This is a genomic window from Nocardia cyriacigeorgica, assembly GCF_010858045.1.
GTDB lineage: Bacteria > Actinomycetota > Actinomycetes > Mycobacteriales > Mycobacteriaceae > Nocardia > Nocardia cyriacigeorgica_E.
Window position 1 is genome coordinate 84123 of sequence record NZ_JAAGVC010000004.1, and the last position, 25619, is coordinate 109741.

Genomic DNA, 25619 nt, shown 5'->3' on the forward strand with positions numbered 1-25619 from the left:
GCGTAGTAGCCGCCCCGTTCGCGTGCACGCGAACGGCACCGAACGCCGACGGCGCGGGCCTAACCTTGGCTCATGGCCTCCGAACGCGAAGTACTCGAATCCGTACCCACCCAGCTGTGGATCGGCACAGGAGCCGACGCCACCGGCGGCGCGACCTTCCCGGTCTACAACCCGGCCGACGGGCAGGTGCTGACCCACGTCGCCGACGCCACCCCCGAGGACGCGATGCGCGCGCTCGACGCCGCTGTCGCGGCGCAGGCCGAATGGGCGGCCACCCCCGCCCGTGAACGCGGCGAGATCCTGCGCACCGTCTTCGAACAACTCACCGCGCGGGCCGAGGAGTTCGCGCTGCTGATGTCCCTGGAAATGGGTAAGGCGCTGCCCGAAAGCCGCAACGAGGTGCGCTACGGCGCCGAATTCTTCCGCTGGTTCAGCGAGGAAGCGGTGCGGGTGCACGGCCGCTACCTGCACGCACCGTCGGGCACCGGCCGGATCATGGTGCACAAGCAGCCCGTCGGGCCGTGCCTGGCGATCACGCCGTGGAATTTCCCGCTGGCCATGGGCACCCGCAAGATCGGGCCCGCGCTCGCCGCGGGCTGCACCATGATCGTCAAACCGGCGTCGGAGACGCCGCTGACGATGCTGCTGCTGGCCAAACTGTGCAGCGAGGCCGGCCTGCCCGACGGTGTGCTCTCGGTGATCACCACCAAGCGGTCCGGTGCCGTCACCGGCCCGCTGCTCCAGGATCCGCGGCTGCGCAAGCTCACCTTCACCGGCTCCACCGAGGTCGGCCGCAAGCTGGTCGAGCAGTCCGCGCACGGCCTGCTGCGCACCTCGATGGAACTGGGTGGCAACGCACCGTTCGTGGTGTTCGACGACGCCGACGTCGACGCCGCCGTACAGGGCGCGATGCTGGCAAAGCTGCGCAATGGCGGCGAGGCGTGCACCGCGGCCAACCGCTTCCACGTTCAGCGCGGCGTGGCCGCGGAGTTCACCGCCAAGCTGATCGAGGCGATGACCGAGTCGGTGGTGCTCGGCCGCGGCACCGATCCGGACACCACCCTCGGCCCGTTGATCAACCAGGACCAGCGCGATACCGTGCGCGAACTCGTCGACGACGCGGTGCGGGCCGGCGCGACCGTGCGGCTCGGCGGTAAGGAACCGGACGGGCCCGGCTGGTTCTATCCGGCCACCGTCCTGACCGATATCCCCGCCGAGGCCAGGATCCTGCGCGAAGAGGTGTTCGGCCCGGTCGCGCCGATCGTCACCTTCGATACCGAGGACGAAGGTCTTGCCGCGGCAAACGACACCGAGTTCGGCCTGGTCAGCTACGTGTACACGCGAGATATGGACCGGGCGTTGCGGGTGGCCGAGGGCCTGGAGAGCGGCATGGTCGGGATCAACCGGGGCGTGATCTCGGATCCCGCGGCGCCCTTCGGCGGCGTGAAGGCGTCCGGCTTCGGGCGCGAGGGCGGCACCGAGGGCATCGAGGAGTATCTGTCCACCAAATACATCGCGCTCACCTAGCGCGAACGACGGCAGAGACGAGACGACCGCCCCGGGGTGTGAACACCCGGGGCGGCCATGGGGGAGGCGACGATCTCGCGACCGTCGCGAAGTGTGGGACGCCCGCCTACCCGGCGCGTGCGCGCCGGTGCTCGGGGCGAGGGCTCAGTGGCCGAGGCGACCGCGGCCGAGCCGCAGCAACAGCATCGCGAGGGTGTGGCCTTCCTGGCCCAGTTCGCTGAAGCGCTCCAGCACCTTCATCTCACGGCTGTGCACAAGGCGGGGCCCGCCGGACGCCATTCGGGTTCGGCCGATGATCCGCGAGATCTCGGTCCTGCGTTTGATCGCGGCGAGGATCTCGGCATCGAGCCGGTCGATCTCCTTGCGGAGTTTCTCGATCTCGGCCTCGGTATGAGGCAGAGCCGATTCGGACCCGGTCGTCGTGGCAGGGGTGCTCATCATTCATCTCCTCGTGTCAGAACGTGGATCGGTCGACGCGGGCAGCTCGTTACCGATCGGTTCTTTCACCGTGAAACAGACCTGGTGGGCCTTGCATTGTCCCCCCAGCATTGTCTCCCCAGTGGGGGCGCTCAGGTGCAAAGTCCGCGATACCCATATGCGGGGGACATCCGTTGCGGACGTCTCGCGGGAGCCCTGACCATGTGGCCAGTCTGCCACGGGTCGAAAGGTATGCAAAACGGTTACGTTTGTGAATCTGCTGAGAACGCGTTCACAGCTTTCCGGCCGCGACGACCTGGGCCGGTTCACCGGTCGTTGACACGATGCTCACTCCGAGGTCGCCGGGCGGGCCCAGGAGTTCAACTCTGTCGGTGTGCGCCGGTAGCGTGGACAGACGATGGACAGCACCTTGGCTCCCGAGACGCATGGCGGTCACCGGCCCGAACCCGAACCGCGATCCGGCACCTCATCGCAGGCCCAGCCCGCCTCCGAGGCTGCTCGAGCACCGCAGCCGCCGGAGAATGCGGCGGTTGCTCCCGCGGCGGCTCAGGGCGGCCTACGGGCCCAGCAATTGCGCCTCACGGCCGAGCAGCAGCAGCGGCGCAGCGAAGCGGGTCAGCGCCGCGCCGAGGAGGAGCAGCGGCGGGCCGAGGAGACCGAGCGGCTGCTCGAAGGCCTCAATCCGCAGCAGCGCGCCGCGGTGGTGCACACCGGCGCGCCACTGCTGATCGTCGCGGGCGCGGGCTCCGGTAAGACGGCGGTGCTCACCCGGCGCATCGCGTACCTGCTGGCCGCCAGGGGCGCCACCCCGGGCCAGATCCTGGCCATCACCTTCACCAACAAGGCCGCCGCGGAGATGCGGGAACGGGTGATCGGGCTGGTCGGCCCCCGCGCGAACAACATGTGGGTCTCGACCTTCCACTCCAGCTGCGTGCGGATCCTGCGCATGCAGTCGGCGCTGCTGCCCGGGCTGAACTCGAACTTCTCCATCTACGACGCCGACGATTCCCGTCGCCTGCTCACCATGATCAGCCGCGATCTGGACATCGACACCAAGAAGTACTCCGCCCGCCTGCTGGCCACCGCCATCTCGAACCTGAAGAACGAGCTCATCGATCCGGCCAAGGCCACCGCCGACGCCGAATCCGACGACGCCGAACTGCCCGGCCTGGTCGCCCGGGTCTACACCGAGTATCAGCGCAGGCTGCGCGCGGCCAACGCGCTGGATTTCGACGATCTGATCGGCGAGACGGTCGCGCTGCTGCAGAACCATCCGCAGGTCGCCGAGTACTACCGCCGGCGCTTCCGGCACGTGCTGGTCGACGAGTACCAGGACACCAACCACGCCCAGTACATCCTGGTCCGTGAGCTGGTCGGCCATCACGCGAGCCGCCCACCCGCCGACGCGGCCGGTGACGCTGACGCCGCCGCGGGCGCGGCCGCTGCTGCCGGAACCGAGGAGGAGTGGACCGACGACGATCAGCACCGGGTCCCGCCGAGTGAGCTGTGTGTCGTCGGCGACGCCGACCAGTCCATCTATGCCTTCCGCGGCGCGACCATTCGCAATATCGAGGAGTTCGAACGCGACTTCCCCGACGCCGAAACCATCCTGCTGGAACAGAATTACCGCTCCACCCAGCACATCCTGTCCGCCGCGAACGCGGTCATCGCCCGTAACGAGGGCAGGCGGGAGAAGCGGCTGTGGACCGATTCCGGTGAGGGCGATCTGATCACCGGCTACGTCGCCGACAACGAACACGACGAAGCCTCGTTCGTGGCCCGCGAGATCGACCGGCTGGTCGACGCGGGCGAGGCCACCTATGGCGATGTGGCGGTGTTCTATCGCACCAACAACAATTCGCGTGCGCTGGAAGAGATCTTCATCCGCATGGGCCTGCCCTACAAGGTGGTCGGCGGCGTGCGGTTCTACGAGCGCAAGGAAGTCCGCGATGTCGTCGCCTACCTGCGGGTGCTGGAAAACCCCGACGACGCGGTGAGCTTGCGCCGCATCCTCAACACTCCGCGACGCGGGATCGGCGATCGCGCCGAAGCGTGCGTGGCGGTCCACGCCGAACAGCGTGATATCGGTTTCGCCGCCGCTCTGCGCGATGCCGCCGAGGGCAAGGTCGCGCTGCTGAACACGCGCGCCCAGCGCGCCATCTCGGGTTTCCTCGACCTGCTAGAGGAGATCAGGGCCGCAGGGCAGCGCCCGGACGCCGATTTCCCCGATGTCGGCAACGTGGTCGAGGCGGTACTCGACCGCACCGGCTACCGTGCCGAACTGGAAGCCTCCGATGATCCGCAGGACGGTGCCCGGCTCGACAACCTCAACGAGTTGGTCAGCGTCGCACGGGAATTCAGCTCCGAGGCGCACAACAATGCCGAGGCGGCCCGTGCCGAGGGGCTGCTGCCGGAGGCGGCCGACGGCGAACCCGAACCCGGCTCGCTGGCGGCCTTCCTGGAGCGGGTATCGCTGGTCGCCGATACCGATCAGATCCCGGACGAGGGCGCGGGAGTGGTCACCATGATGACCCTGCACACCGCCAAGGGCCTGGAATTCCCGGTCGTCTTCGTCACCGGCTGGGAGGACGGTCAGTTCCCGCATATGCGGGCTCTCGGCGATCCGGCCGAACTGGCCGAGGAACGCCGTCTCGCCTACGTCGGCATCACCAGGGCAAGGCGCAGGCTGTATCTGAGTCGCGCGGTGGTGCGTTCGGGCTGGGGGCAACCGGTGTCCAATCCGGAATCGCGCTTCCTCCAGGAGATCCCGGGCCATCTTATCGATTGGAAACGGCTGGAGCCCAAGAACTCCGGTATGCGCGGCGGGCGTCGTCGCGGGGATGACGCCGGCGAACGCGACTGGACCGAAGGCTGGTCGGAACCACGCCCCGGCGTGCGCGATCGCCGGCCCGCCCCGCGCAGCGCCGGCGTGAAGCGCAACAATGTCGACCTGGTGCTCGCCGTGGGCGACAGGGTCAGCGACGACAAGTACGGGCTCGGCCGGGTCGTGGCCGCCGACGGAGTCGGTCCGCTGGCCACGGTGACCATCGATTTCGGTACCGCGGGCAAGATCCGGCTGATCCCGCAGTTCAGCCGGACGCTGGTCAAACTCTGAACGCCTGCTGACCGATCAGTTCGGCAGCAGGTCGGTCAGTGCGTCGTCGAGGGTCGGGTAGCGGAACCGGAAACCCGTGTCGCGCAGCACCGCTGACGTGGCGTGGCGGCCGGTGAGCCCGAGCGCCGGATCGGAGCGCAGCACCACGGCGCCGAGGGCCAGTAGCGGTTTCGGTGTCGGCGGCGCGGGCGGCCGGTGCAGGTGCCTGCGCAGGGTCGTCATCAGGTCTCGATTGCGCACCGGGAAATCGGTGGCCGCCACCAGGATGCCGTCCGGCAGCCGTAGCTCGGGGTCGAGCCCGAGCGCGGCGCGGACGATCGCGAGCCAATCCTCGATGTGGATCCAGCTGAACCATTGCTTGCCATCGCCGATCCGGCCGCCGAGGCCGGCCCGTGTGAGCTGACACAGGCGTTTCAGCGCCGGTGCCTGCGGATCCAGCACGATGGAGGTGCGCAGGACGGTGTTGTGGCGGGCTTTCGCGCCGTCGAACGCGTCTTCCCACGCGGCGGCCACGCCCGTCATCTGTGGCAGGGCCGCGGCACCGGTCGGCAGCGGTGTGGTTTCGGTGCACCGGGTTTCGCCCGCATCGGACCAAATGGCGGTGGTGCTGGCTTGAATCCAGTAGTCGATCGGGGCGTCGAGTGCGCCCGCGGCGGCGACCAGTGCGCGGGTCGGTTCGACTCGGCTGCGCCGGAGTTCGTCGATGTTGTGGGCGGTCGGCCGGCAGTCGACCAGCTTGCCCGCCAGATTGACGACGGCGGTCGGGCCGGGATTCACCAGGGAGTCGGCCCAGTCGCCGACCGTTCTGCCGTCCCATTCCCGTTGCGGGAAGGGCAGTTCCGGGTCGCGTCGGCGGGTGAGGATGACAACGTGCTTGCCCCGGCAGACCAGGTCGGCGGCGATGTGACGGCCGAGCGCTCCGGATCCGCCTGCGATGACGGCGGTGAGCGCGTCGGCGGCGGGGGAGATTCCGGCGAGTGTCGCCAGCCGGGCGAAGCAGACTCGGGCGTCGGTCTCCACCAGCGTGCCGATGATCGCGCGAACCGCGCCTGCCGACGGGCCGGTGAAGGTGAGCCGTTGGGCCAGTTCGGTTCCGCCGGCCACGGAGGTGAGGGTCCAGGTGAGAAACATCCGGCCCATCGGGGTGTCCTGCTCGAGGGTCAGTTCGCGTTCGGGTTCGACCGTGGTGAGCACGAACGGGTCGGCGCTGCGCTGATGCACGGGGCCGAGCAGACGTCCACGCGGGACGATGTCGCCGGTGGTTCCGGCGGCGACGGGGCCGTGCATGACGACGGAGGTGACTGCCGGATTCCATTCGGGCAACCGCTGTGGGTCGCCGAGTACGCGCCAGATGTCGGCGGCGGGCAGTGCGAGGACTTGGGTGTACGTCGTTGTACGAGCCATGGCCTGACGCTATGTGGCGCGCCCGTGCTGCGGAAGCGTGCTCTTGCTCACCGTGGGTGTGCCACAGCGTCGCTCACGATGCACCGAGCGGTCCTCGCGCGGTGTGAAACGCGTTGATCAGTCGCGCATCTGGCCGAGGCTGATGCCGCGGGTGGCCAGCCAGGGCAGCGGATCGACCTTGTCGGTGCCGTTGAGCCAGACCTCGAAATGCACGTGTGGACCGGTGGAGAATCCGCGGTTGCCCATGGTGGCGATCTGGTCGCCCGCGAGCACCCGCTGACCCTGCGACACGGTGGCGGTATCGATGTGGCCGTAGATGGTGACGGTGCCGTCGTCGTGCAGCAGCCGCACCCACATGCCGAATCCGGCGGCGGGGCCCGCCTCGATGACGGTGCCGTCGGCGACGGCGTAGATGGGCGTGCCGATCGGGCCCGCCACGTCGATGCCGAGATGCTGTACGCCCCAGCGGGCGCCGAAGCCGGAGGTGAAGTTGCCCGCGGCGAACCGGGCGAACAGCGGCCGCAGTTTGGCGGCTTCCTGGGCGGCCAGATCTTCGGCGTACTTCTGGCCCTTTTCCAGGATGTCGGTGAACTGGCTCAGATCGACCGGCGCGCCGACGGTGAGCACCTGCGGTGAATCGGGCGAGGTGGCCGCGGCGGCGGTCTGATCGTCCGCGTTCATCGGCGAGTGCGAGGCGATCTCGTAGATCTGGTCGGCCTCGTAATCGGCCGCCATGGTGGTCTGTTCTTCGGGGCCGGCGAAGGCGCACTGGCCCGCGGCGACGAACGCGCCCGCGGCGACAGCGGCGACCGCTGCCCGGCCCTTGAGGGCCGTGGGTGGCGCGGGTAGTCGGTGTGCGCCGCCGCTGCGCGAGCGACTCTCGCGTGCGGGGATGACCTTCGGCGCGGCCGGCTCGTCGGGTTCCTCGGCGGGCTCGTCGGCCTCGCGCCAGGTCTCGCCGCCGCCGCTCCACGCACCGCCGTCGGACCAGGTCTCGCCTTCGGTCCAGCTCTGTTCGGACCACTCCGGGGTCCAGCCGTTGTCGCTTTCGGACCAGGCGTCGCCCTCGGTCCAGGAGGCGTTGTCGTTCCAGGCGTTGTCGGCGGACCACGAGTTCCCGGCCTCGCCGGCATGCTGGGCGTTGTGCGCGCCGGGGGCGGTGTGGAAGCCGTAGCCGTGGTGCCCGCTGTGCGCGGGTGCGGCCGCTGCGCCGTCTTCGTGGCGGTATCGGTGACCCGACCGGTTGCGACTGGGGTCGAGGGTCGTGTGGTGGTTCATCGGCGAGCCCGCATCGCCATGCGGAAGGATCTCGCGCGCATGCCCGGCCCGGACGGGGGCGGCATCGACGGGTCGATCATGGAACGGCTCTCCACCGACGGAGTGCTGTGGTGCGTCAAGCTTGCCGTCCTCCTCATCACCTGGAACAACGGAGTCGTGACCGGGTTGTGATATCGACCGCATCGACGGTAACGAAACGATTGCGCGCTGCGCAAGCGGTGTGCACATTCCGGCCACACTTGTGAGATGGATCACGATATCAGCTCGATTCAACTCACGCGTTTCTGGGCACCTGAGTGAGGTTGCCTGGTCGTGACGGGTCCGTGATCCGCGGCCGGGATGCCCCGCGAGCAGGCGTCGGGTGACTCGTCAACAAGCTACTCGCGAGTAGCGTTGGCCAGCGGTTTTGCCCGTCCCGGGGGTTCGGCCGTGACCTGCGCCACTTAGGATGTACGTGGCCGATTGGCCTTCCATGTGACTGGTTAGAGTCCGACCCGACCCGCTTCCGACGTCGGGCCGCCAACAAAGACGTTGTCATAGCAACGCAGACGAGACGGTGAATACATGGATCTCTTCGAATATCAGGCGAAGGAGCTCTTCGTTAAGCACGGAGTGCCTTCGTCGGAGGGCCGCGTGACGGACACGGCCGAGGATGCCCGCGCCATCGCGCAGGAAATCGGCAAGCCGGTGATGATCAAGTCCCAGGTGAAGGTCGGCGGCCGTGGCAAGGCAGGCGGCGTGAAGTACGCGGCCACCCCGGAAGACGCCTTCACGCACGCGTCGAACATTCTCGGCCTGGACATCAAGGGCCACATCACCAAGAAGATCCTTGTCGCCGAAGCCAAGGACATCGCGGAGGAGTACTACATCTCCTTCCTGCTGGATCGTTCCAACCGCACCTACCTGGCCATGTGCTCGGTCGAGGGCGGCATGGAGATCGAAGAGGTCGCGGAGAAGACCCCCGAGCGCCTGGCCAAGGTGCCCGTCGACGCCGTCAAGGGCGTCGACCTGGCGTTCGCGCGCTCCATCGCCGAGCAGGGCCACCTGCCCGCCGAGGTGCTCGACGCCGCGGCCGTGACCATCCAGAAGCTGTGGGAGGTCTTCGTCGCCGAGGACGCCACCCTGGTCGAGGTCAACCCGCTGGTGCGCACCCCGCAGGACGAGATCCTCGCCCTCGACGGCAAGGTCACCCTGGACGAGAACGCCTCCTTCCGGCAGCCGGGCCACGCGGAGTTCGCCGACATCGACGCGACCGACCCGCTCGAGCTCAAGGCCAAGGAGAACGACCTCAACTACGTCAAGCTCGACGGCGAGGTCGGCATCATCGGCAACGGCGCCGGTCTGGTCATGTCGACCCTCGACGTGGTCGCTTACGCGGGCGAGAAGCACAACGGGGTCAAGCCGGCCAACTTCCTCGATATCGGTGGCGGCGCCTCGGCCGAGGTGATGGCCGCAGGGCTGGACGTCATCCTGAACGACGCGCAGGTCAAGAGCGTGTTCGTGAACGTCTTCGGCGGCATCACCGCGTGTGACGCGGTGGCCAACGGCATCGTCAAGGCGCTGGAGATCCTCGGCGACGAGGCGAACAAGCCGCTGGTCGTTCGGCTGGACGGCAACCGCGTGGAGGAGGGTCGCAAGATCCTCGCCGACGCCGCGCACCCGCTGGTGACGCTGGCGCAGACAATGGACGAAGGCGCCGACAAGGCCGCCGAACTGGCTGCCGCCAAATAACGACGGCCGAGTAAGGACAACAACATGTCTATCTTCCTCAACAAGGATTCCAAGGTCATCGTCCAGGGCATCACCGGCGGCGAGGGCACCAAGCACACCGCCCTGATGCTGAAGGCTGGCACCCAGATCGTCGGTGGCGTCAACGCGCGCAAGGCGGGCACCACCGTCTCGCACACCGACAAGGACGGCAACGCCGTCGAGCTGCCGGTCTTCGGTGGCGTGGCCGAGGCCATGAAGGAGACCGGCGCCGACGTCTCGATCGCGTTCGTGCCGCCGAAGTTCGCCAAGGACGCCATCATCGAGGCCATCGACGCGGAGATCCCGCTGCTGGTGGTCATCACCGAGGGCATCCCGGTGCAGGACACCGCCTACGCGTGGGCCTACAACGTGGAGAAGGGCAACAAGACCCGGATCATCGGCCCGAACTGCCCCGGCATCATCACTCCCGGCGAGGCGCTGGTCGGCATCACCCCGGCCAACATCACCGGCAAGGGCCCGATCGGTCTGGTGTCCAAGTCCGGCACGCTGACCTACCAGATGATGTACGAGCTGCGTGATTTCGGCTTCTCGACCTCCATCGGCATCGGCGGCGACCCGGTCATCGGCACCACCCATATCGACGCCATCGAGGCGTTCGAGAAGGACCCGGAGACCGAGCTGATCGTGATGATCGGCGAGATCGGCGGCGACGCCGAGGAGCGGGCCGCGGCCTACATCAAGGCCAACGTCACCAAGCCGGTCGTCGGCTACGTCGCGGGCTTCACCGCCCCCGAGGGCAAGACCATGGGCCACGCGGGCGCCATCGTCTCGGGTTCCTCGGGCACCGCCCAGGCGAAGAAGGACGCACTCGAGGCCGCGGGCGTGAAGGTCGGCAAGACGCCGTCCGAGACCGCCGCGCTGGCGCGGGAGATCCTGGAGAAGGCAAGCGTCACCGCCTGATTCGGTCAAGGCCCGGAGGCGGTAGCGCAGCGTCACCACGTAGGGCCGCCGAATCGGGCAAGTCGAATTCAGCCTGATTCCCGATTCCATCCGATGGGTCTTCGAAGGCCGCTTCCGGTTCGCCGGCGGCGGCCTTCGTCGTTATCCACAGGCGCCGATTCTCTCCACAGGGGAATCGCTCGGTGATGACCTCCGCGCCACAGTGCAGTAGCGTCAGGAGGGAATCAGTCGTGAACACACATGTATGACTCGACCTAGGAGACGACGACATGTCATACCCGACCGGGGGCTCCGGGTACAACGCGCCCGCGCCGACGCCCTCCGCTTCCCCCAACCCCGGCCAGTCGCCGGCCGGCGCAGGCACCGAATCCGGTGCCGCCGCCAAGGGGCTGCCGTTCTTCCTGACGATCGGCGTGGCTGCGCTGGGTGTGATCACCTTCCTCCTCGGCTTCCTGCCCTTCATGGGCCCGGATATCGAAGGCCTCGGTAGCGACGCGGATTCGCTGAACGCCTTCGTCTCCGGCTCCACCGCCCTGCTCGCGCTGGCGCTGCTCGGCGGGGCGCTCGCGGGTCTGTCGCTGCTGCCCAAGCAGAACTGGATCGGCGCCGCCGCGGCGGTGTCGGTCACCGCGTTCTTCGGCGTGCTGTTCCAGTCGTTCAGCTTCCCCGAGAGCACCAAGGCCGAGTTCGGTGTCTGGGTTCTGCTGTTCTTCGTGTTCGTCCAGGCGGCCATCGCCGTCGCGGTCCTGCTGTTCGAGGCGGGCATCATCAAACTGCCCGAACCGCGCCCGGCCGCGCAGCAGGCGCAGGCAGGCTACGGCCAGCAGCCGGGTTACGGTCAGCAGCAGTACGGCCAGCAGCAGGGTGGCTACGGCCAGCAGCAGTTCGGTCAGAGCCAGCCGGGCCAGGGCGGTTTCGGTGGCGGGCAGTACCCGTCGCAGCCGTCCTACAGCCAGCCCGGTCAGCAGCCCTCCTACGGCCAGCAGCCCGGTCAGCAGCAGTACGGTCAGCAGCAGCCGTCCTACGGTCAGCAGCCCGGTTACGGTGCGGGACAGCAGCAGTCGCCGTATGCCGGTGGCCAGCAGCAGTCGCCGTCGGAAGGCGCCACCCAGCAGTTCGGTCAGCAGCAGCAGTACGGCCAGCAGCAGTACGGTCAGCAGCAGCCGCCGCAGCAGGGCCAGCAGGGCCAGCCGTTCGGAGGCGAGCAGAACGCCGATCCGGCCGCTGATCCGACGCGGGCGTTCCGTCCCTCGGACGACAACAAGTAATCCGGCAGCCACACGGTTGTCATCGGTGCTCTCCCGGCGCCCGGCGCGCCTGCCCCGCTCGCGCCGGGAGAGCTGCCAACCTGAATCTTCATGAGCTCCCCGCGGAATTCGCTTGTCCGACGGACCGCACCGGTCCGATCCGAGCCGGAGCCGCCGGTCGATGAGCCCGGCTTTCTGTCACTCACCCCCGAACGGGCGCGGGTGTTGTCGCTCGTCGCCGCCCGCCCCGCCGCATTCGGGCTCGCGGCCATCGTCGTCGCGATGTTCGCCACCCTGCTGGCCTCCGGCAGCGGCCTTTCCGGTATTTCCGGTGCCATCGCGGGTAGTTGGCTCGCGGTGCACCAGGTTCCTGTCGTCATCGGCGCCACCACGCTCGGTGTACTACCGCTGCTGCCCACCGCACTGATGATGTGGGCATGCGCGCGGGAATGCGCGCACGCCGTCGAAGCCGATCCCTCTCGCGCCGATCTGGCCTGGTTGATCGCCGCCGCCGCGGGTGGGCCCCTGCTGGTCACCGCGGTCTGCCTGGCCGTCACCGAGGACGCCGCCGGGGTACTGCCCATGCAGCCGCCGAATCCGCTGTCCGCCTTCGCCTGGGTGGGCGGGCTGCACCTGGTGGCCGCCGGATGCGGTATCGCCGCCGGGCTCTGGCCCGCTTCGGCCGATCGGCTGCCGTACTGGGTGGTGGCCGCCGGTTACGTCGCCGCGCACACCGTGCTGCGGATGCTCGGCGCCGCCGCCGTGGTCACCGTCGTCTCGCTGCTGGCGCACTGGTCCCGGATCGGTGACAGCTTTTCCGGCGCGGGCAATGCCGGCGGCGTCATCGGGCTGACGGTGCTCTCGCTGCTGTATCTGCCCAACGTGGTGATCGGCGCGGTGGCCGTGCTGGTCGGTGCCGGCGTCGAATTCGGTGAAGCCTCGGTGGGTGTGTTCTCGGTGGTCGGTGGCCCCGTGCCGGCGATGCCGGTGCTGGCCGCGCTGCCGACCGGTCCCGCGGCGGGCTGGTGGCCGGTGCTGCTGCTGATCCCCGCGGTCATCGGTGTGATCGGTGGTCTCGACACCGCCCGCACCTCGCCCGACCGCATCGTCGCCCCGTGGTCCACGCTCGCGGGCGCGGCGCTGGCGACGGTGGTGTTGGTGCTGCTCGGCGCGGTGGCAGGCGGTGAACTGGGCACCTTCGGCCGCATCGGCCCCGACCTGCCGATCTTTGCCGTGGTCACCTTCGTCTTCCTTGCCGTCACCGGGTACGCGGGGCTGGTCTTCGCACGCCTGTTCATCACTCCGGTCGGTAGCCCGATCCCCGGATTCGGCATCGACGATCACGACGAGGACTATCCCGACGAGTACGACGAAGACGACTACCCCGACGATGCCTACGACGAATACGACGAGTACGACGACTACGAATTCGGCGACTACGACGACGGCCCGGAACTGACGCTGGAACTGGACGCCGAAGTCGTCGACGAGCAGCCCGCGCTCGACCACCACACCGAACGTCCGGGCGAGCCGCCCGCCGAGATCGTCGACGCCGAGGTGGTAGAGGCGGACCTGCCGGAAAGTGGCCGAACCGAGGATCGTTAGGCTCTACGGCGGTGGCAACGATCCGGCCACCGCCCGACCCGACTTCCAGGAGTAGAGCGCTGACCTCCCCGGCCCCATCCGAAAAGGCCCCGGCCACCGTCGTCGTACTCGCCTCGGGCACCGGATCGCTGCTGCGCGCGCTCATCGAGGCCACCGCGACGCCGGGCTATCCCGCCCGGATCGTCGCCGTCGGTGTCGATCGGACCTGCGCCGCCACCGAGCACGCCGCCGCCGCCGGCATCCCGCATTTCCGCATCGCGCTCGCCGACTTCCCCGATCGCAGCGCGTGGGATACCGCGCTGACCGACGCGGTCGCGGCCCATGAACCCGATCTGGTGGTCTCCGCCGGTTTCATGAAGATCCTCGGCCCGATGTTCCTGAAGCGGTTCGGCGGACGCATCATCAACACCCATCCCGCGCTGCTTCCGGCCTTCCCCGGCGCCCACGGCGTCCGCGACGCGCTCGCCTACGGCGTCCGGGTCACCGGGTCGACGGTGCACCTGGTGGACGAGGGCATCGACACCGGCCCGATCCTGGCGCAGGAAGCGGTCGAGGTGCTGCCCGATGACGACGAGGCCACCCTGCACGAGCGCATCAAGGTTGTCGAGCGACGGTTGCTGGCGGAGGTTGTCGCCGCCGTCGCCACCCGAGGCATTGTCTCCGACGGACGAAAGGCAGTTATTCCAGATGAGCGAGTTTCCCGGTGAGTGAATCCAGCGACCGCAAGCCGATCAGCCGGGCGCTGGTGAGCGTCTACGACAAGACCGGGCTCGTGGAGCTCGCGACCGGCCTGCACGAGGCCGGGGTCGAACTGGTCTCGACCGGGTCGACCGCCGCCCGCATCGCCGACGCCGGAATCCCGGTGACCAAGGTCGAAGACCTCACCGGATTCCCGGAAACCCTGGACGGCCGGGTCAAGACGCTGCATCCGCGGGTGCACGCGGGCATCCTCGCCGACACCCGCAAGAGCGAGCACGTCGATCAGCTGGTCGAGCTGGGCGTGGAGGCCTTCCAGCTGGTGGTGGTGAACCTCTACCCGTTCACCGAGACCGTGGCCAGTGGCGCGTCGCCCGACGAATGTGTGGAGCAGATCGATATCGGCGGTCCGTCGATGGTGCGTGCCGCGGCCAAGAACCATCCGTCGGTGGGTGTGGTCGTCGACAGCGGCGATTACGGGAAGGTGCTCGACGCCGTGCGCGCGGGCGGTTTCACCCTCGCGGAGCGGACGGCGCTGGCGGCCAAGGCCTTCCAGCACACCGCGAACTACGATGTCGCGGTGGCCAGCTGGATGACCAGTGTGCTCGCACCCGGCACCGAACGCTTCCCGGACTGGATCGGTGGCAGCTGGGATCGTGCCGCGGTGTTGCGCTACGGCGAGAACCCGCATCAGGAAGCCGCGCTCTACACCGCCAACGACGGGGCCCCCGGCCTGGCGCAGGCGCGGCAGTTGCACGGCAAGGAGATGTCGTACAACAACTACGTCGACGCCGACGCCGCGTGGCGTGCCGCCTATGACCACACCGATCCCGCGGTGGCGATCATCAAGCATGCCAACCCCTGTGGCATCGCGTTGGGCGCCGATATCGCCGAGGCGCATCGCAAGGCGCACGCCTGCGATCCGGTGAGCGCCTACGGCGGCGTGATCGCGGCCAACCGCGAGGTCACCGTGGAGATGGCCCAGCAGGTCGCCGAGATCTTCACCGAGGTGATCGTCGCGCCGTCCTACGCCGACGGCGCGGTGGAGGTGCTGCAGCGCAAGAAGAACGTGCGCATCCTGGTGGCCGAGCCGCCTCGCCGGGCCGGTGTCGAGCTGCGGCCGATCAGCGGCGGCGCACTGCTGCAACAGCGCGACATCCTCGACGCCGAAGGCGACGATCCCGCCAACTGGACGCTGGTGGCCGGCGAACCGGCCGACGCCGCGACCCTCGCCGATCTCGCCTTCGCCTGGCGTGCCTGCCGCGCGGTGAAGTCGAACGCCATCCTGCTCGCGCACGACGGTGCCTCCGTCGGCGTCGGCATGGGCCAGGTGAACCGGGTCGACGCGGTCGGGCTGGCCGTGCAGCGCGCCGGTGATCGCGTCAAGGGTTCGGTGGCCGCGTCGGATGCCTTCTTCCCGTTCCCCGACGGGCCGGAAGCGCTCATCCAGGCCGGTGTGCGGGCCATTGTGCATCCGGGCGGTTCGGTGCGGGATCAGGAGACCATCGACGTCGCGCGCGCGGCGGGGGTCACCGTGTATCTGACGGGCTCGCGGCACTTCGCGCACTGAGCGTGCGAGCATACGACGCCGCGTCAGGGCTCAGGCCCGGCGCGGCGTCGGTCGTTTCCAGGGTGGTCGGGGCCGCGTGGCGAGCGTTGTCGTTCGGCCTACGCCGCGCTGCGGACTTCCCGATCACCCACCGGTGCCTGCAACGGCAGCTCCAGCGTCCCGAACACCGCGATCATCACGCACATCTTGCCCACCGCGTCGGCCCGTGTGCCCGAACGCAATTCGATGGTGACGGCCTCGTCGGTCTCGGTGACGGTGGCGTCGACGCCGTAGCACTCCGGGGCGCCGGTCTCGAAGCTGATCGCGATCCGGTTGCCTGGCAGGGCGGTCCATGAGGTGAACGGGATCGGGTGGGCGCCGACGATGGCGGGGTCGGCGGTGAACGGTTCACCGGTGGCGGCGGCCGGGTTCTCGGTAGGAGTGTTCGGCGCGGTGCTGGTCACCGAACTCGTAACCTCTTGTGCGGCACCGTCATCGGTATCGCCGCAGGCGGCGAGGGGCAAGGCGGTGACGGCAACGGCGAGCAGGGTGGCACAGCCACGGCGCAGCGACATGGGCACACCTTAACGCAGGCGCCCGCCGTGTCTGCTGCGCGTTCGCCCGGCAGACGACAAGGCCCCCGATGGCGCATCGGGGGCCTTGGTCGTGGTGGGACGTCGGTGCCGTGAGTATCGCGGTGCCGCGAGCTGGTGGACGCGGCGGCGCGGATCAGCGGCTGGTGAACGGGAGCAGCGCCATCTCCCTGGCGTTCTTGACCGCCACTGCCACCTGGCGCTGCTGTTGCGGGGTGAGGCCGGTGACGCGGCGGCTGCGGATCTTGCCGCGGTCGGAGATGAAGGTTCGCAGCAGGTTGACGTCTTTGTAGTCGACGGTCTCGATACCGGCGGCGATCAGCGGGTTCTTCTTCGGCTTGCGGGCCTGTTCGGCTCGGACCTTCTTCGACGGTGCTCGCTTGACTGCCATTAGTCGGGTTCCTTACTCACGAGATCAGGGGTTCTACCAGCTCGATTTGTGCACACCGGGCAACTCTCCCCGATGGGCCAGCTCGCGTACACGTACCCGAGAGAGCCCGAACTTCCGGAGATGTCCGCGCGGTCGTCCGTCGGCGGCGTCCCGATTGCGCAATCGTACCGGACTGGCATCGCGGGGCAGGCGCTGTAGGGCCGACTGGGCGGCGGCCCGGTCGGCGTCGGCGGTTGCCGGGTTGCGGATCAGTTCCTTGAGCTCGGCTCGCCGCGCGGCGTAGCGGGCGACGATCTGCTTGCGCTGTTCGTTGCGTGCGATCTTGGATTTCTTCGCCATCAGCGTTCCTCGCGGAAGTCGACATGCTTGCGCACGACGGGGTCGTATTTGCGCAGCACCATGCGGTCGGGGTCGTTGCGCCGGTTCTTCCGGGTGACGTAGGTGTAGCCGGTGCCCGCGGTGGACTTCAGCTTGATCACCGGACGGATCTCGGTCGATTTCGATGCCATCGTGGTTCTCCGCTCAGATCTTGTCGCCGCGCGCTCGGATGCGGGCCACCACGGCCTCGATCCCGTCGCGGTCGATGGTCTTGATGCCCTTGGCCGAGACGGTGAGCGTGATGCGGCGGTCCTCGCTGGGCAGGTAGTAGGTCTTGCGCTGGATGTTCGGGTTCCAGCGGCGGTTGGTCCGTTTGTGTGAATGCGAGACGGATTTGCCGAAACCGGGCCGGCGGCCGGTGACCTGGCAGTGGGCCGACATGGCGGGCTCCCTCCAATAGGTGATGACAATCGTTTTCGACAACGACCGCTCGGCACTGTACCGTGTGGCGAGCTGTTAATGAAAACCGTTACCGAAAGGGGTTGCTGTGATTCCCGATCGCAGAACACCGGTCGTGGTGGTCGCCGGGTCCTCCGGGCGCACCACCGAGGGCGTCGACCAGGTGGCCCGTGCGTTGGGCGCCGCCCCCGGCACCGTCGTCGTCCGCCACGATCTGGCCGAACTGCGGGAGGGTATCGTCCGCCGGACGGTGTGTGACGGCGGCCGGGAGAGCGTCGAGGTGCTCGAGCTGGCCCACGGGTGCGTCTCCTGCACGCTGCGCGCGGATCTGCTCCCGCTGCTGTGCACCCTGGCCGCCCGAGATTCGGTGACGCGTATCGTGCTCGCGCTCGACCCTGCCTTCGAAGCGGAAGCGGTATGTCACGCCATCGACGACGTCGTCGATGGCGGTGTGATCGGACGGGTGGACGGCCCCGCGCGCCGTGACGTGCGCATCGAGGCCGTGCTGACCTGTGCCGATGCGCGGGTCTGGCTGGCGGACGCCACCGGCGAGGAGACCCTCGCGGAATGTGGCCTCGCCACCGCCGACGACGACCGCACGGTGGCGCAGGTGGCCGTCGGCCAGGTCGATTTCGCCGACGCGCTGATCGTGACCGGCGCCGACCAGGTCGACGCGCTGGACCGGGAACGGCTGGGCGCCGTCCTCACCCGGCTCGTCCCACAGGCCCCGGTGCACTGGTGCGCGGCCGAGGCGATCGGCCCGGCCGAGGTGGAGGCGCTGCTCATGCGGATCCCGGCGGACTCGCGGCGCGGCCGGATCTTCGACGCCCACGCGCCGCTGCTGCGCGGTCAGCCACCGCTGGGTACCGAGCACGGGGTGACCCTGGTCGAATTCGCCGCTGGCCGCCCGTTCCATCCCGCACGTCTGCACGAGGCACTGGACGTGCTGTTCGAGGGTGTGGTCACCGCGCGCGGCCGGCTGTGGCTGGCCACCCAGCCGGACGAGGTGGTGTGGCTGGAATCGGCCGGTGGCGGTTTGCGGGTCGGCGGCGCCGGCCGCTGGCTGGCCGCGATGACGCCGGACGAGCTCGCCGAGGCCGACCCGGACCGCCGGGCCATGTCCGCGCTGCGCTGGGACGACCGCTTCGGCGACCGCGATGTCTCACTGGTGATCCTGGTGCACGACGCCGACCCGGCCGATATCCGGCAGGCCTTGCACTGGGCGCTGGTCGAGGACGACGAATTGCGGTTGGTGGAGCGCGCACCCGAGCGGGTGGCGCAGTGGGACGACCCGTTCGGCGAGTGGCATGCCGACCCGTGCGAATCCTCCGAGTCGACCGGGCTACCCATCGTGGGCGATCAGCGCGGCGCCGAGTGAACCGCGGGCCCGATTCCCGAATCCGGTCGCGCCGTGAGCTTCCCGCGGCACCTCGACCGCACGACAGAAAGGACGATTGATGAAGGCAGGGATACATCCGGACTACCACCCGGTGGTGTTCGAGGATTCGAGCACCGGCAAACAGTTTCTGACCAGGTCCACCGCGAGCAGCGACCGGACCGTGGTCTGGACCGACGGGCAGACCTACCCCTTGCTGGTGGTCGATGTCACCGCGGATTCGCACCCGTTCTGGACGGGTGCGCACCGGGTGCTCGACACTCAGGGCCGGGTGGAGAAGTTCGAGCGGAAGTACGGCAAGCGGGCGCGCGGCGCACAGCCCCAGCCCGGACGAGGGGAGGGCTGACATGGCGGTTCCGAAGCGCAGGATGTCGCGGTCCAACACCCGCAGCCGTCGCTCGAACTGGAAGGCGACACCGCCGGACCTCGTGCCGGTGACGGTCGGTGGTGTCGTGCATCGGGTTCCGCGCCGAATTGTCCAAGCGGTGCGGCGCGGGCTGATCGACCCGGAACGGATCTGAGGGATCCGTTCGCCCGCAGTGCACAGGGCGGCGTCGCGCAATCGCGACGCCGCCCCGCGCATCTCATCGGCGTGATCAGCCCTCTTGTTCTTTGAGCCGAACCAGAGCGGCGGCGAGCTGGAAGAACTTGTTGTTGCCCAGATCTGCGATGGTCTTGATCTTCAGGGCGTCCAGCAGCTGCTTGTCGTGAGCCTCGGTGAGGCCGGCGAGCGCCGACGGGGGCGCGGCGAGGATTTCCGCGAGCGACTTGTTCTCGTACTCCTTGTCGAGCACCTTGTCGAGCACAACGTTGACGGCCATACGAAACTCCTTCGGACGAACCTGCATGTGCGTTGCGACGATAGCGCGCGGGATGGCGTCAGGGGGCCTGAACTCGAGAGGAAGTCGGCTACCGGCGCGCCACTATTTCCCGGCCGTTCACCCGGCGTGCGCTCTTGGAGTCCGCCGGTCGATGGCAATCGACTGGTTATCGTTGCTGGTGAGGCGACTTGGCGATACAGTCGAAGGGTCGATTGCGAGCAGATTGCCAACTCTCGAATTTCGTACTGAGAGTTGGTTTTTGGCCTGAGTAAAAGTCCTGCCGCACTGATGATTTCGGGATAGCCCGCCGGTACCCTCGTTCGAGAGGGCGGGTTCTCCCGAAAGGGAGAACCCGCTCATCGCCAAGTCTCTCCGGCCCTCGCCGAAACGAACTCACTCACCGCACTTCTCGCGCCGTGCCGTGGCGATTCTCCACCGCGATGCAGCCGAGGAGTCGACGGCTACCAGCGACCGGCGGGAAACCGGGACCGGCGCGTATGGAACGCGAGGATCACCGGTCCTCCGGAGCGGCGGAGCCGCCGTCCGAATCCGCGACCCCCGCCGCAGAATCCGTCGCGCCCCCACACGGCAGCCCCAGCACAGCGCTGACCCGGCCGAGCACCTCGCCGAGCAACGCCGCGGGCAACGTCAACAGCCACCACAGCGACGGCCCGGCCAACTGCTCGACCCGCTGCACCAGCTCGGCGACCGTCGCCTCCAAGTCGCTGATCTCGGTGCGCAATTCCCCGACCTGCGCCCGCAACTCACGCAGCAACGCCTCCTGCTCGGCCGTCACCGGAACCCCCGCCCAGGCCTCAGTGCGCCGGCTCGAGCACCGGGCGCGGCGTCGGATCCACCGCCGCCAGCTCCCGCCGATCCGGCGCCACCAGCACCGCGGTGATCGGCAATGCCAACGCCAGCGAACCCAGCACGAACATCGGGAAGACGAAGTCGAACAACTGCATCCCCGCCGGGGATTCGGCGGCATCGTCGAGGGTGAACCCGAGCGCCGCCACACCGGTGTAATACACGCCTGCCACACCGGCAGCGAACAAGACGATGGTGCCGATCCGCGCCGCGAGCACCTGCATCGACTGGAACACCCACAGGCATCCCGTCGCGACGATCACCGCGATCAGCGCGGCCACCACCAGCAGCCACACCGTCAGCTCGACCGAACCCTGCACATCCACCGAGGACAACTGCAGGTACTGCATCAGCCCGGCGCCGAGCCCCATCACCAGCCCGCCGGTCAACAGCCGCGGCAACCGCAGCTCACGCCCGACGATCACCAGCCCCGCGAACACCGCGATGACGATCACCGCCAGCGAAACACCCAGCGTGGCCGCGTCATAACGCAGCACCGACCCAGGTACCGCCACCCCGAGCAGCGGCACCGCCGTCGCCAGCCAGATACCAACCCCACCGATCGAGATCGCCGCCGCGCCCAGCCAGACCGGACGGAACCGGGCCGAACGCCTGCCGTGCACCACACACGCGAGGCCCACCAGCGCGCCGAGCGCGGACACCCCCAGCGACAGCCCGATGAGCCAGTAGCCCATGGCGAACCACTCCATATCGGCGTCCGCCCCGGCCGCGAGCAGACCCGTCGCCGAAGCCAGCGTGTCAGCCATGCCTGGCGGCCCCTTCCAGTTCCATGGCCTGCAACTCCGAGATCGCGTACTCGGTCACCGCGGCAAGTGCCTGCCGCACCTCGACGGCATTGCGGGCATCGATATCCACGATCGGCACACCGGGCCGCACCGACAACGCCTCGCGCAGTTCCGCGATCGGGAAGCGCGGCGCGTCCGGGAACCGGTTGACCGCGATCAGGAAGGGCAGCTTGCGCGCCTCGAAGAAGTCCACCGCCGCGAAACTGTCCTCCAGCCTGCGGGTATCGATGAGCACGACGGCGCCGATGGCGCCGCGGATCAGGTCGTCCCACATGAACCAGAAACGCCGCTGGCCGGGCGTGCCGAACAGGTAGAGCACCAGATTGCCCGGCAGGATGATCCGGCCGAAATCCATGGCGACGGTGGTCGTCTCCTTCTCCGGAGTATCGGCGAGATCGTCGATACCGTCGGAGAACCGGGTGACCATCGCCTCGGTGCGCAGCGGAACGATCTCCGAGACCGCACCGACGAAAGTGGTCTTGCCCGCACCGAAACCACCGGCGACGACGATCTTGGTCGACGCGGTGCGATTGTCGGTGTCCTCGGGCGCGGAGCCCCGATCCGGTCTCCTATAAGGCACGGAGTCCACGCAATGTCCTCTCCATCAGGGAACGGCGTTCGTCATAGCTCGCCTGTTCGGTCAGAGTCGAATGCACTCGCAGGTTCCCGTCCACGACGAGATCGCCGATAACGACCCGGACCATACCGAGCGGACGATCCAGGTGTGCGGCGATTTCGGCAACTGAGAGCAGGTGCGCACCGAGACGCAGGATCTCGATGCGGATATCACCGGAGGGCCAATCACCGCGCGGGGTATAGGAGATGGTCTCGATGACCGCCTCCAGCGGCAGGTCCACCGCGGGCTCGGTGCGCCCCGACGTCAGGGCATAGGGTCTGACGCGAGTGGTCGGCCGGTTGTACGGCCCGGAGCCGAATGAGGACATGGATCACTCAGACGGCAGTGCGGGCGGTGGCGGAAACCACCGAGCCCACTCGATCGACCAGCAGCGCCATCTCGTAGCCGATGCGGCCGATATCGTGCGACTTGTTCGCCAGCACCGCCAGATGCGAGCCGTTGCCGACGCTCATCACCAGCAGATAGCCGCGCTGCATCTCCACGATCGACTGCATCACCTTGCCGCCGTCGAAAAGCTGTGCGGCACCGGTGGACAGGCTCGCCAGGCCAGCGGTCACCGCGGCCAGCTGTTCGGCGCGGTCGGCGGGCAGATGCGGGCTGGTGGCCTGCAACAGGCCGTCCGCCGACACCAGGACCGCGTGGGAGACACCGGGTACGTCCCGGGTGAACCGGGCCACCAGCCAATTCAGGTTCTCGTCCGTGGTGCTGTTCGGGTTCGGGTTGGTCATGCAAGCCCTCCGTCGTTGTGCTGCGCTTCGGCCCGCCCGCTGCGGACCCCACTGAGATGCCTGGTCAGGTTGTTCCGGATCTCCTCCGGGTCACGAGCGCCCGCTTCTTCCACCGGGGCCAGGCCACCCGGCACCAACTGCGCACCCGGCCTGCGGATCGGCAGGCCGCCGACGGTCCGGCCGCTGGTGGTCGGCTTCGCGGCATCCTCGGCCGCCGTCCAGCCCGCGTCCGCGGGGGAGGACCAGGTGCCGCTCGACGGCTGCGCGGTGGCGGGCTCGACCAGCCACTCCGACACCATGCGCTGATAGATCGGGGTCGGCGAATCGCCGCCCACCGGCTGCAGGCGCGTCGAGGTCGTGGTCGCCACCGCGGATTCGGCGGTGACGGTGACGGTCTCGGGCTGCTGCTGCGCCGGCTGTGGTGCGGGCGCCTGCTGTGGCTCGTCGCGCACCGCGGCCGGGCGCCGGATCGGCAGACCGGAGCCGGCGGTGGTGGCCCGCGGTTGCGGCTCCGGGGTCTCGGTCTGCGGCGCCGGGGCCGCGGTCTGCGGCGCCATGGTCTCCGCCTGCGCGGTCACGATCGGGTGCTCGGTGGTCTCGGCCCACAGGCCCGTCGGCTCTTCCTCCGGTTCGGCGGAGACGATCCGGTTCGGGCCGGTCGCGGCGTCGCCCGGATGCGGCTCCGGCGTCGGCGGTCCGAACGGCGCATGGCCGGAACGGTCCTCGGCACCCGAACGCTGCGCGCCGGAATCGGTGCGCGCGCTCGCCGGAACCGAGACGGACGGCTGCTCCGGCGGCTCCGCCACCCGGATGGACGGGCGACGCTGCGGCAGGCCGTTACTCGTGGTGCCCCACGACGACAGCGGCACCGGCTCCGATTCGGGTGCGGGCGAGGGAGCTTCCGGCAGGCTCGGCACCGACACCAGGGTGCGCTGCGGCGGCGTACCCGGCGGCAGCGCCGCGAACGGATCGGTCGGCGGCTTGCCGTCGGCGTCGTCCATCGCGGGCGCGACCAGAGCGCCGGGCAGATGCACGCTCGCGGTGATACCGGGCTGCTGGGCCATGGTCGAGGTGCGGCGCAGGCTGACAGTGATGTTGTGCCGCTTGGCCAGCCGGCCCACCACGAACAGGCCCATCCGGCGGGCGGTTTCGATGGTGACCTCACCACCGGAGGCGAGGCGCTCATTGGTGGCCTGGAGGTCTTCGGCCGACATGCCGAGGCCGCGGTCGGTGATCTCGATGAGGTAGCCGCCGTCGACTGCGCGCGCGACCGTCACCGCGACCGGCGTCGTCGGCGGCGAGTAGCGCAGCGCGTTGTCGATGAGCTCGGCGAGCAGATGCTCGATGTCGACCGCTGGCTCACCGGCGACGACTCCCTCGGGCACGGTGCCGATCTCGACCCGCTGATAGTCCTCGACCTGCGAGACCGCACTCCACAGCATGTCCGACAGCGGCACCGGCTGCAGCTGGCCGCGGCGCAACGCCGTACCGGCCAGCACCAGCAGGTTGTCGCCGTTGCGGCGCATGCGGGTGGCGAGGTGGTCGAGGCGGAACAGGCTCTGCAACCGTTCGCTGTTGTCCTCGTCGTGTTCCAGATCCTCGATCAGCGCCAGCTGCTGCTCCACCAGCGACTGGCTGCGCCGCGACAGGGTCTCGAACATGTTGCCGATCTGCACCCGCAGGCGGGCCTGCTCGGCGGCGAGATTGAGCGCCTGTTCGTGCATTTCGTCGACGGCCCTGGCCAGCTGGCCGATCTCGTCGGTGGTGTGCACGGCGACCGGGGTGATCTTCGGGGTGGTGCCACCGGCACGCACCACCGACAGCTCGTCGGGCAGCTTGACGTGCGCGACCTCGAGCGCGTCGCGACGCAGCCTGCGCACCGGGACCACCAGGGTCCGCGCGACGGCGAGCGCCAGCGCCAGGCCGGCCAGCAGCACCGCCATCACGATCGTGGTTTCGCGCAGGGCGCTGTTCTGCGCGGTGGTGGTGCGGTCGAGCAGCGCGGCGTCGATGATGTCGGTCAGCTGCGCGGTGGTGGCGTCATAGGTGTCGGCACTGACCTGCAGCGAGTCGAGCACCGCCGGATTGCTCGCCGGGTCGGCGGTGTTCTGGCTGAAGGTCGCCAGACGCGTTTGCACCGCGTCGAGCAGCGGCCGCATGTTGCCGGCCAGCTCCGGCAGAATCTGGCCGTACTGATAGATCATGGTCAGCTCGGCACCGGCGGAGGTGAGCACCCGTGCCCGCATGCTCGGGTTGCGGGCGGCATCGGGCGAGCTGATCAGCATGCGCTGCTCGGTGAGCACGCGGCGGGCGGTCTGAATCGTGGTCAGCTGGAGAAAGTATCGCTGGATGACGAGGTCTTCCACCGAGGGTGAGAGCGCGAGCGCGTTACCGATGCGCATGCCGATCTCGTCGGCCTGATCGCCGACCATGGCCGGTGATCCGCTGCGCAGGCTGTTGCGCATGGTGGTGCCGATGGCGACCGCCGAGGACAGCTCGGCGGTCACCTTGCCGCTGACCCCGGTGTCCTGGAGCGCGGTTTCCATATCCGCCAAGGCCTGATCGAAACGGGTCAGCGCGGCGTCGGTGCGCGGGTCGGCGGGGTTGCCCCAGCTCGACGTCGCGGTCACCGCCAGATGTTCGGTGGCGGTGCCGAATCTCACGATGGGCCGGATGATGATGGCCTGTTCGGTGGCGGCGTCCAACTGGTCCATGGTCTGGAGCTCGTTGTTGATCCGCAGTACCGCGAACGCGGTGGCCAGTACCACCGGCAGCACGAGCACGATGCCGACCTTGCGGGTAACCGACCAGTTGGGCAGGCTGAATTGCCAGGGTCGCGGTGCAGCTTCCATCCGCTTGTGTCGCCTCCGCATCACGAGTGACCCCGGCCGTGCGTGGGGAGTTCTGGATTCGATGTGAACCGCGCCAGAACCAACCTGAGGTCTTCTTTTTACCGCAGGGAACATACCCCGCAGAGGGAGCATCGGCAATCTGGACGTTCCCCACGTTAAACCTCGAATATGGCCGAGCAGAACAAGATTCGCGAACGAATGATCGCGTGCGAGAGCCGCGGC

General features: G+C 68.7%; 27 protein-coding genes. 12 read left to right on the forward strand and 15 right to left on the reverse strand.

What is annotated here, in order from left to right; all coding sequences use genetic code 11:
- Positions 1-72 precede the first annotated feature (72 nt).
- Entirely contained in the window at positions 73-1527 is a 1455-nt protein-coding gene (locus tag GV790_RS05605) for an NAD-dependent succinate-semialdehyde dehydrogenase (protein WP_163811244.1), read from the forward strand.
- A gap of 144 nt (positions 1528-1671) precedes the next feature.
- Here GV790_RS05605 and GV790_RS05610 read toward each other — a convergent pair whose 3' ends face one another.
- Complete coding sequence (locus GV790_RS05610) at positions 1672-1965, reverse strand: chorismate mutase (protein WP_081505625.1); 294 nt, start codon at positions 1963-1965, stop codon at positions 1672-1674.
- A gap of 397 nt (positions 1966-2362) precedes the next feature.
- Here GV790_RS05610 and GV790_RS05615 point away from each other — a divergent pair, with 397 nt between their 5' ends.
- Positions 2363-5080 carry a UvrD-helicase domain-containing protein gene (locus GV790_RS05615; protein WP_175585807.1) on the forward strand — a complete coding sequence of 906 codons (2718 nt, stop codon included), beginning with the start codon at positions 2363-2365 and terminating at the stop codon, positions 5078-5080.
- Positions 5081-5095: 15 nt separating this feature from the next.
- On the opposite strand, the gene GV790_RS05620 is transcribed toward GV790_RS05615, so the two are convergent.
- Positions 5096-6484: a DUF1731 domain-containing protein gene (locus GV790_RS05620; protein WP_163811246.1), complete on the reverse strand. Its 1389-nt coding sequence runs from the start codon at positions 6482-6484 to the stop codon at positions 5096-5098.
- A gap of 117 nt (positions 6485-6601) precedes the next feature.
- On the reverse strand, positions 6602-7762 hold the full coding sequence (locus tag GV790_RS05625) for a M23 family metallopeptidase (RefSeq protein ID WP_163811248.1): 1161 nt from the start codon (positions 7760-7762) through the stop codon (positions 6602-6604).
- Between GV790_RS05625 and GV790_RS05630 the strand changes: the two genes are divergently transcribed.
- The 7 genes from GV790_RS05630 (at position 7754) to purH (ending at position 15550) form a co-directional block, all read left to right on the forward strand.
- Positions 7754-7933, forward strand: coding sequence for a hypothetical protein (locus GV790_RS05630; protein ID WP_163811250.1), 180 nt, complete (start codon positions 7754-7756; stop codon positions 7931-7933). The two genes, GV790_RS05625 and GV790_RS05630, sit on opposite strands and share 9 nt — an antisense overlap.
- A gap of 393 nt (positions 7934-8326) precedes the next feature.
- Entirely contained in the window at positions 8327-9493 is a 1167-nt protein-coding gene (sucC, locus tag GV790_RS05635) for an ADP-forming succinate--CoA ligase subunit beta (protein WP_163811251.1), read from the forward strand.
- A gap of 24 nt (positions 9494-9517) precedes the next feature.
- Complete coding sequence (gene sucD, locus GV790_RS05640; protein WP_036540074.1) at positions 9518-10432, forward strand: succinate--CoA ligase subunit alpha; 915 nt, start codon at positions 9518-9520, stop codon at positions 10430-10432.
- A gap of 269 nt (positions 10433-10701) precedes the next feature.
- The gene (locus tag GV790_RS05645; RefSeq protein ID WP_163811253.1) at positions 10702-11700 is read left to right on the forward strand and encodes a DUF5336 domain-containing protein; all 999 of its coding nucleotides are present in this window, start codon (positions 10702-10704) and stop codon (positions 11698-11700) included.
- 90 nt (positions 11701-11790) lie between these two features.
- Entirely contained in the window at positions 11791-13284 is a 1494-nt protein-coding gene (locus GV790_RS05650) for a cell division protein PerM (RefSeq protein WP_163811255.1), read from the forward strand.
- Positions 13285-13295: 11 nt separating this feature from the next.
- The gene (purN, locus tag GV790_RS05655; protein WP_375139370.1) at positions 13296-13991 is read left to right on the forward strand and encodes a phosphoribosylglycinamide formyltransferase; all 696 of its coding nucleotides are present in this window, start codon (positions 13296-13298) and stop codon (positions 13989-13991) included.
- Entirely contained in the window at positions 13988-15550 is a 1563-nt protein-coding gene (purH, locus tag GV790_RS05660) for a bifunctional phosphoribosylaminoimidazolecarboxamide formyltransferase/IMP cyclohydrolase (protein WP_163811257.1), read from the forward strand. Before purN ends, purH begins: the two co-directional genes overlap by 4 nt.
- Before the next feature lie 98 nt (positions 15551-15648).
- On the opposite strand, the gene GV790_RS05665 is transcribed toward purH, so the two are convergent.
- The 5 genes from GV790_RS05665 to rpmB form a co-directional block, all read right to left on the reverse strand.
- Positions 15649-16104 (reverse strand): hypothetical protein, encoded by a 456-nt coding sequence (locus tag GV790_RS05665; RefSeq protein ID WP_163811259.1) that lies wholly within the window; start codon positions 16102-16104, stop codon positions 15649-15651.
- A gap of 154 nt (positions 16105-16258) precedes the next feature.
- A complete protein-coding gene (gene rpsR, locus GV790_RS05670) occupies positions 16259-16513 on the reverse strand; it encodes a 30S ribosomal protein S18 (protein WP_036540059.1) in 255 nt (84 codons plus the stop codon).
- Between the two features lie 33 nt (positions 16514-16546).
- Positions 16547-16852 carry a 30S ribosomal protein S14 gene (rpsN, locus tag GV790_RS05675; protein WP_163811261.1) on the reverse strand — a complete coding sequence of 102 codons (306 nt, stop codon included), beginning with the start codon at positions 16850-16852 and terminating at the stop codon, positions 16547-16549.
- Positions 16852-17022, reverse strand: coding sequence for a 50S ribosomal protein L33 (rpmG, locus tag GV790_RS05680; RefSeq protein ID WP_163811263.1), 171 nt, complete (start codon positions 17020-17022; stop codon positions 16852-16854). The genes rpsN and rpmG overlap by 1 nt, the downstream gene beginning before the upstream one ends.
- 13 nt (positions 17023-17035) lie before the next feature.
- Positions 17036-17272, reverse strand: a complete 237-nt coding sequence (gene rpmB / locus GV790_RS05685) for a 50S ribosomal protein L28 (protein ID WP_014352957.1) — start codon at positions 17270-17272, stop codon at positions 17036-17038.
- Positions 17273-17378: 106 nt separating this feature from the next.
- On the opposite strand from rpmB, the gene mrf reads away from it, so the two are divergent.
- The 3 genes from mrf to rpmF all read left to right on the forward strand — a co-directional run bounded on the left by mrf (position 17379) and on the right by rpmF (position 19207).
- Positions 17379-18668 carry a ribosome hibernation factor-recruiting GTPase MRF gene (mrf, locus tag GV790_RS05690; RefSeq protein ID WP_163811265.1) on the forward strand — a complete coding sequence of 430 codons (1290 nt, stop codon included), beginning with the start codon at positions 17379-17381 and terminating at the stop codon, positions 18666-18668.
- A 79-nt stretch (positions 18669-18747) separates the two neighbouring features.
- Positions 18748-19032: a type B 50S ribosomal protein L31 gene (locus tag GV790_RS05695; protein ID WP_163811267.1), complete on the forward strand. Its 285-nt coding sequence runs from the start codon at positions 18748-18750 to the stop codon at positions 19030-19032.
- Position 19033: 1 nt separating this feature from the next.
- The gene (rpmF, locus tag GV790_RS05700; RefSeq protein WP_163811269.1) at positions 19034-19207 is read left to right on the forward strand and encodes a 50S ribosomal protein L32; all 174 of its coding nucleotides are present in this window, start codon (positions 19034-19036) and stop codon (positions 19205-19207) included.
- A 75-nt stretch (positions 19208-19282) separates the two neighbouring features.
- Here the strand turns inward: rpmF and GV790_RS05705 are convergent, their stop codons facing one another.
- From GV790_RS05705 to GV790_RS05735, 7 genes are all read right to left on the reverse strand, one after another.
- Complete coding sequence (locus tag GV790_RS05705; RefSeq protein ID WP_163811271.1) at positions 19283-19507, reverse strand: hypothetical protein; 225 nt, start codon at positions 19505-19507, stop codon at positions 19283-19285.
- A 511-nt stretch (positions 19508-20018) separates the two neighbouring features.
- On the reverse strand, positions 20019-20303 hold the full coding sequence (locus tag GV790_RS05710; RefSeq protein ID WP_163811273.1) for a DUF4200 domain-containing protein: 285 nt from the start codon (positions 20301-20303) through the stop codon (positions 20019-20021).
- A 19-nt stretch (positions 20304-20322) separates the two neighbouring features.
- Positions 20323-21141: an MHYT domain-containing protein gene (locus tag GV790_RS05715; protein WP_163811275.1), complete on the reverse strand. Its 819-nt coding sequence runs from the start codon at positions 21139-21141 to the stop codon at positions 20323-20325.
- A complete protein-coding gene (locus tag GV790_RS05720; RefSeq protein WP_014352951.1) occupies positions 21134-21760 on the reverse strand; it encodes a GTP-binding protein in 627 nt (208 codons plus the stop codon). Before GV790_RS05720 ends, GV790_RS05715 begins: the two co-directional genes overlap by 8 nt.
- Entirely contained in the window at positions 21750-22124 is a 375-nt protein-coding gene (locus GV790_RS05725) for a DUF742 domain-containing protein (protein ID WP_036540042.1), read from the reverse strand. Before GV790_RS05725 ends, GV790_RS05720 begins: the two co-directional genes overlap by 11 nt.
- A gap of 7 nt (positions 22125-22131) precedes the next feature.
- The gene (locus tag GV790_RS05730; protein WP_014352949.1) at positions 22132-22545 is read right to left on the reverse strand and encodes a roadblock/LC7 domain-containing protein; all 414 of its coding nucleotides are present in this window, start codon (positions 22543-22545) and stop codon (positions 22132-22134) included.
- The gene (locus GV790_RS05735; protein ID WP_163811277.1) at positions 22542-25397 is read right to left on the reverse strand and encodes a sensor histidine kinase; all 2856 of its coding nucleotides are present in this window, start codon (positions 25395-25397) and stop codon (positions 22542-22544) included. Before GV790_RS05735 ends, GV790_RS05730 begins: the two co-directional genes overlap by 4 nt.
- Between the last annotated feature and the right edge of the window lie 222 nt (positions 25398-25619).

Coding starts and splice junctions, on each gene's coding strand:
- GV790_RS05730 (WP_014352949.1), bottom strand. CDS start 22,545: ATGACCAACCCGAACCCGAACAGCACCACGGACGAGAACCTGAATTGG.
- rpmF (WP_163811269.1), top strand. CDS start 19,034: ATGGCGGTTCCGAAGCGCAGGATGTCGCGGTCCAACACCCGCAGCCGT.
- GV790_RS05695 (WP_163811267.1), top strand. CDS start 18,748: ATGAAGGCAGGGATACATCCGGACTACCACCCGGTGGTGTTCGAGGAT.
- GV790_RS05715 (WP_163811275.1), bottom strand. CDS start 21,141: ATGGCTGACACGCTGGCTTCGGCGACGGGTCTGCTCGCGGCCGGGGCG.
- GV790_RS05610 (WP_081505625.1), bottom strand. CDS start 1,965: ATGAGCACCCCTGCCACGACGACCGGGTCCGAATCGGCTCTGCCTCAT.
- GV790_RS05650 (WP_163811255.1), top strand. CDS start 11,791: ATGAGCTCCCCGCGGAATTCGCTTGTCCGACGGACCGCACCGGTCCGA.
- GV790_RS05665 (WP_163811259.1), bottom strand. CDS start 16,104: ATGTCGCTGCGCCGTGGCTGTGCCACCCTGCTCGCCGTTGCCGTCACC.
- sucC (WP_163811251.1), top strand. CDS start 8,327: ATGGATCTCTTCGAATATCAGGCGAAGGAGCTCTTCGTTAAGCACGGA.
- rpmB (WP_014352957.1), bottom strand. CDS start 17,272: ATGTCGGCCCACTGCCAGGTCACCGGCCGCCGGCCCGGTTTCGGCAAA.
- rpmG (WP_163811263.1), bottom strand. CDS start 17,022: ATGGCATCGAAATCGACCGAGATCCGTCCGGTGATCAAGCTGAAGTCC.
- rpsR (WP_036540059.1), bottom strand. CDS start 16,513: ATGGCAGTCAAGCGAGCACCGTCGAAGAAGGTCCGAGCCGAACAGGCC.
- GV790_RS05605 (WP_163811244.1), top strand. CDS start 73: ATGGCCTCCGAACGCGAAGTACTCGAATCCGTACCCACCCAGCTGTGG.
- GV790_RS05615 (WP_175585807.1), top strand. CDS start 2,363: ATGGACAGCACCTTGGCTCCCGAGACGCATGGCGGTCACCGGCCCGAA.
- GV790_RS05735 (WP_163811277.1), bottom strand. CDS start 25,397: ATGGAAGCTGCACCGCGACCCTGGCAATTCAGCCTGCCCAACTGGTCG.
- GV790_RS05645 (WP_163811253.1), top strand. CDS start 10,702: ATGTCATACCCGACCGGGGGCTCCGGGTACAACGCGCCCGCGCCGACG.
- GV790_RS05705 (WP_163811271.1), bottom strand. CDS start 19,507: ATGGCCGTCAACGTTGTGCTCGACAAGGTGCTCGACAAGGAGTACGAG.
- GV790_RS05725 (WP_036540042.1), bottom strand. CDS start 22,124: ATGTCCTCATTCGGCTCCGGGCCGTACAACCGGCCGACCACTCGCGTC.
- sucD (WP_036540074.1), top strand. CDS start 9,518: ATGTCTATCTTCCTCAACAAGGATTCCAAGGTCATCGTCCAGGGCATC.
- GV790_RS05625 (WP_163811248.1), bottom strand. CDS start 7,762: ATGAACCACCACACGACCCTCGACCCCAGTCGCAACCGGTCGGGTCAC.
- rpsN (WP_163811261.1), bottom strand. CDS start 16,852: ATGGCGAAGAAATCCAAGATCGCACGCAACGAACAGCGCAAGCAGATC.
- GV790_RS05620 (WP_163811246.1), bottom strand. CDS start 6,484: ATGGCTCGTACAACGACGTACACCCAAGTCCTCGCACTGCCCGCCGCC.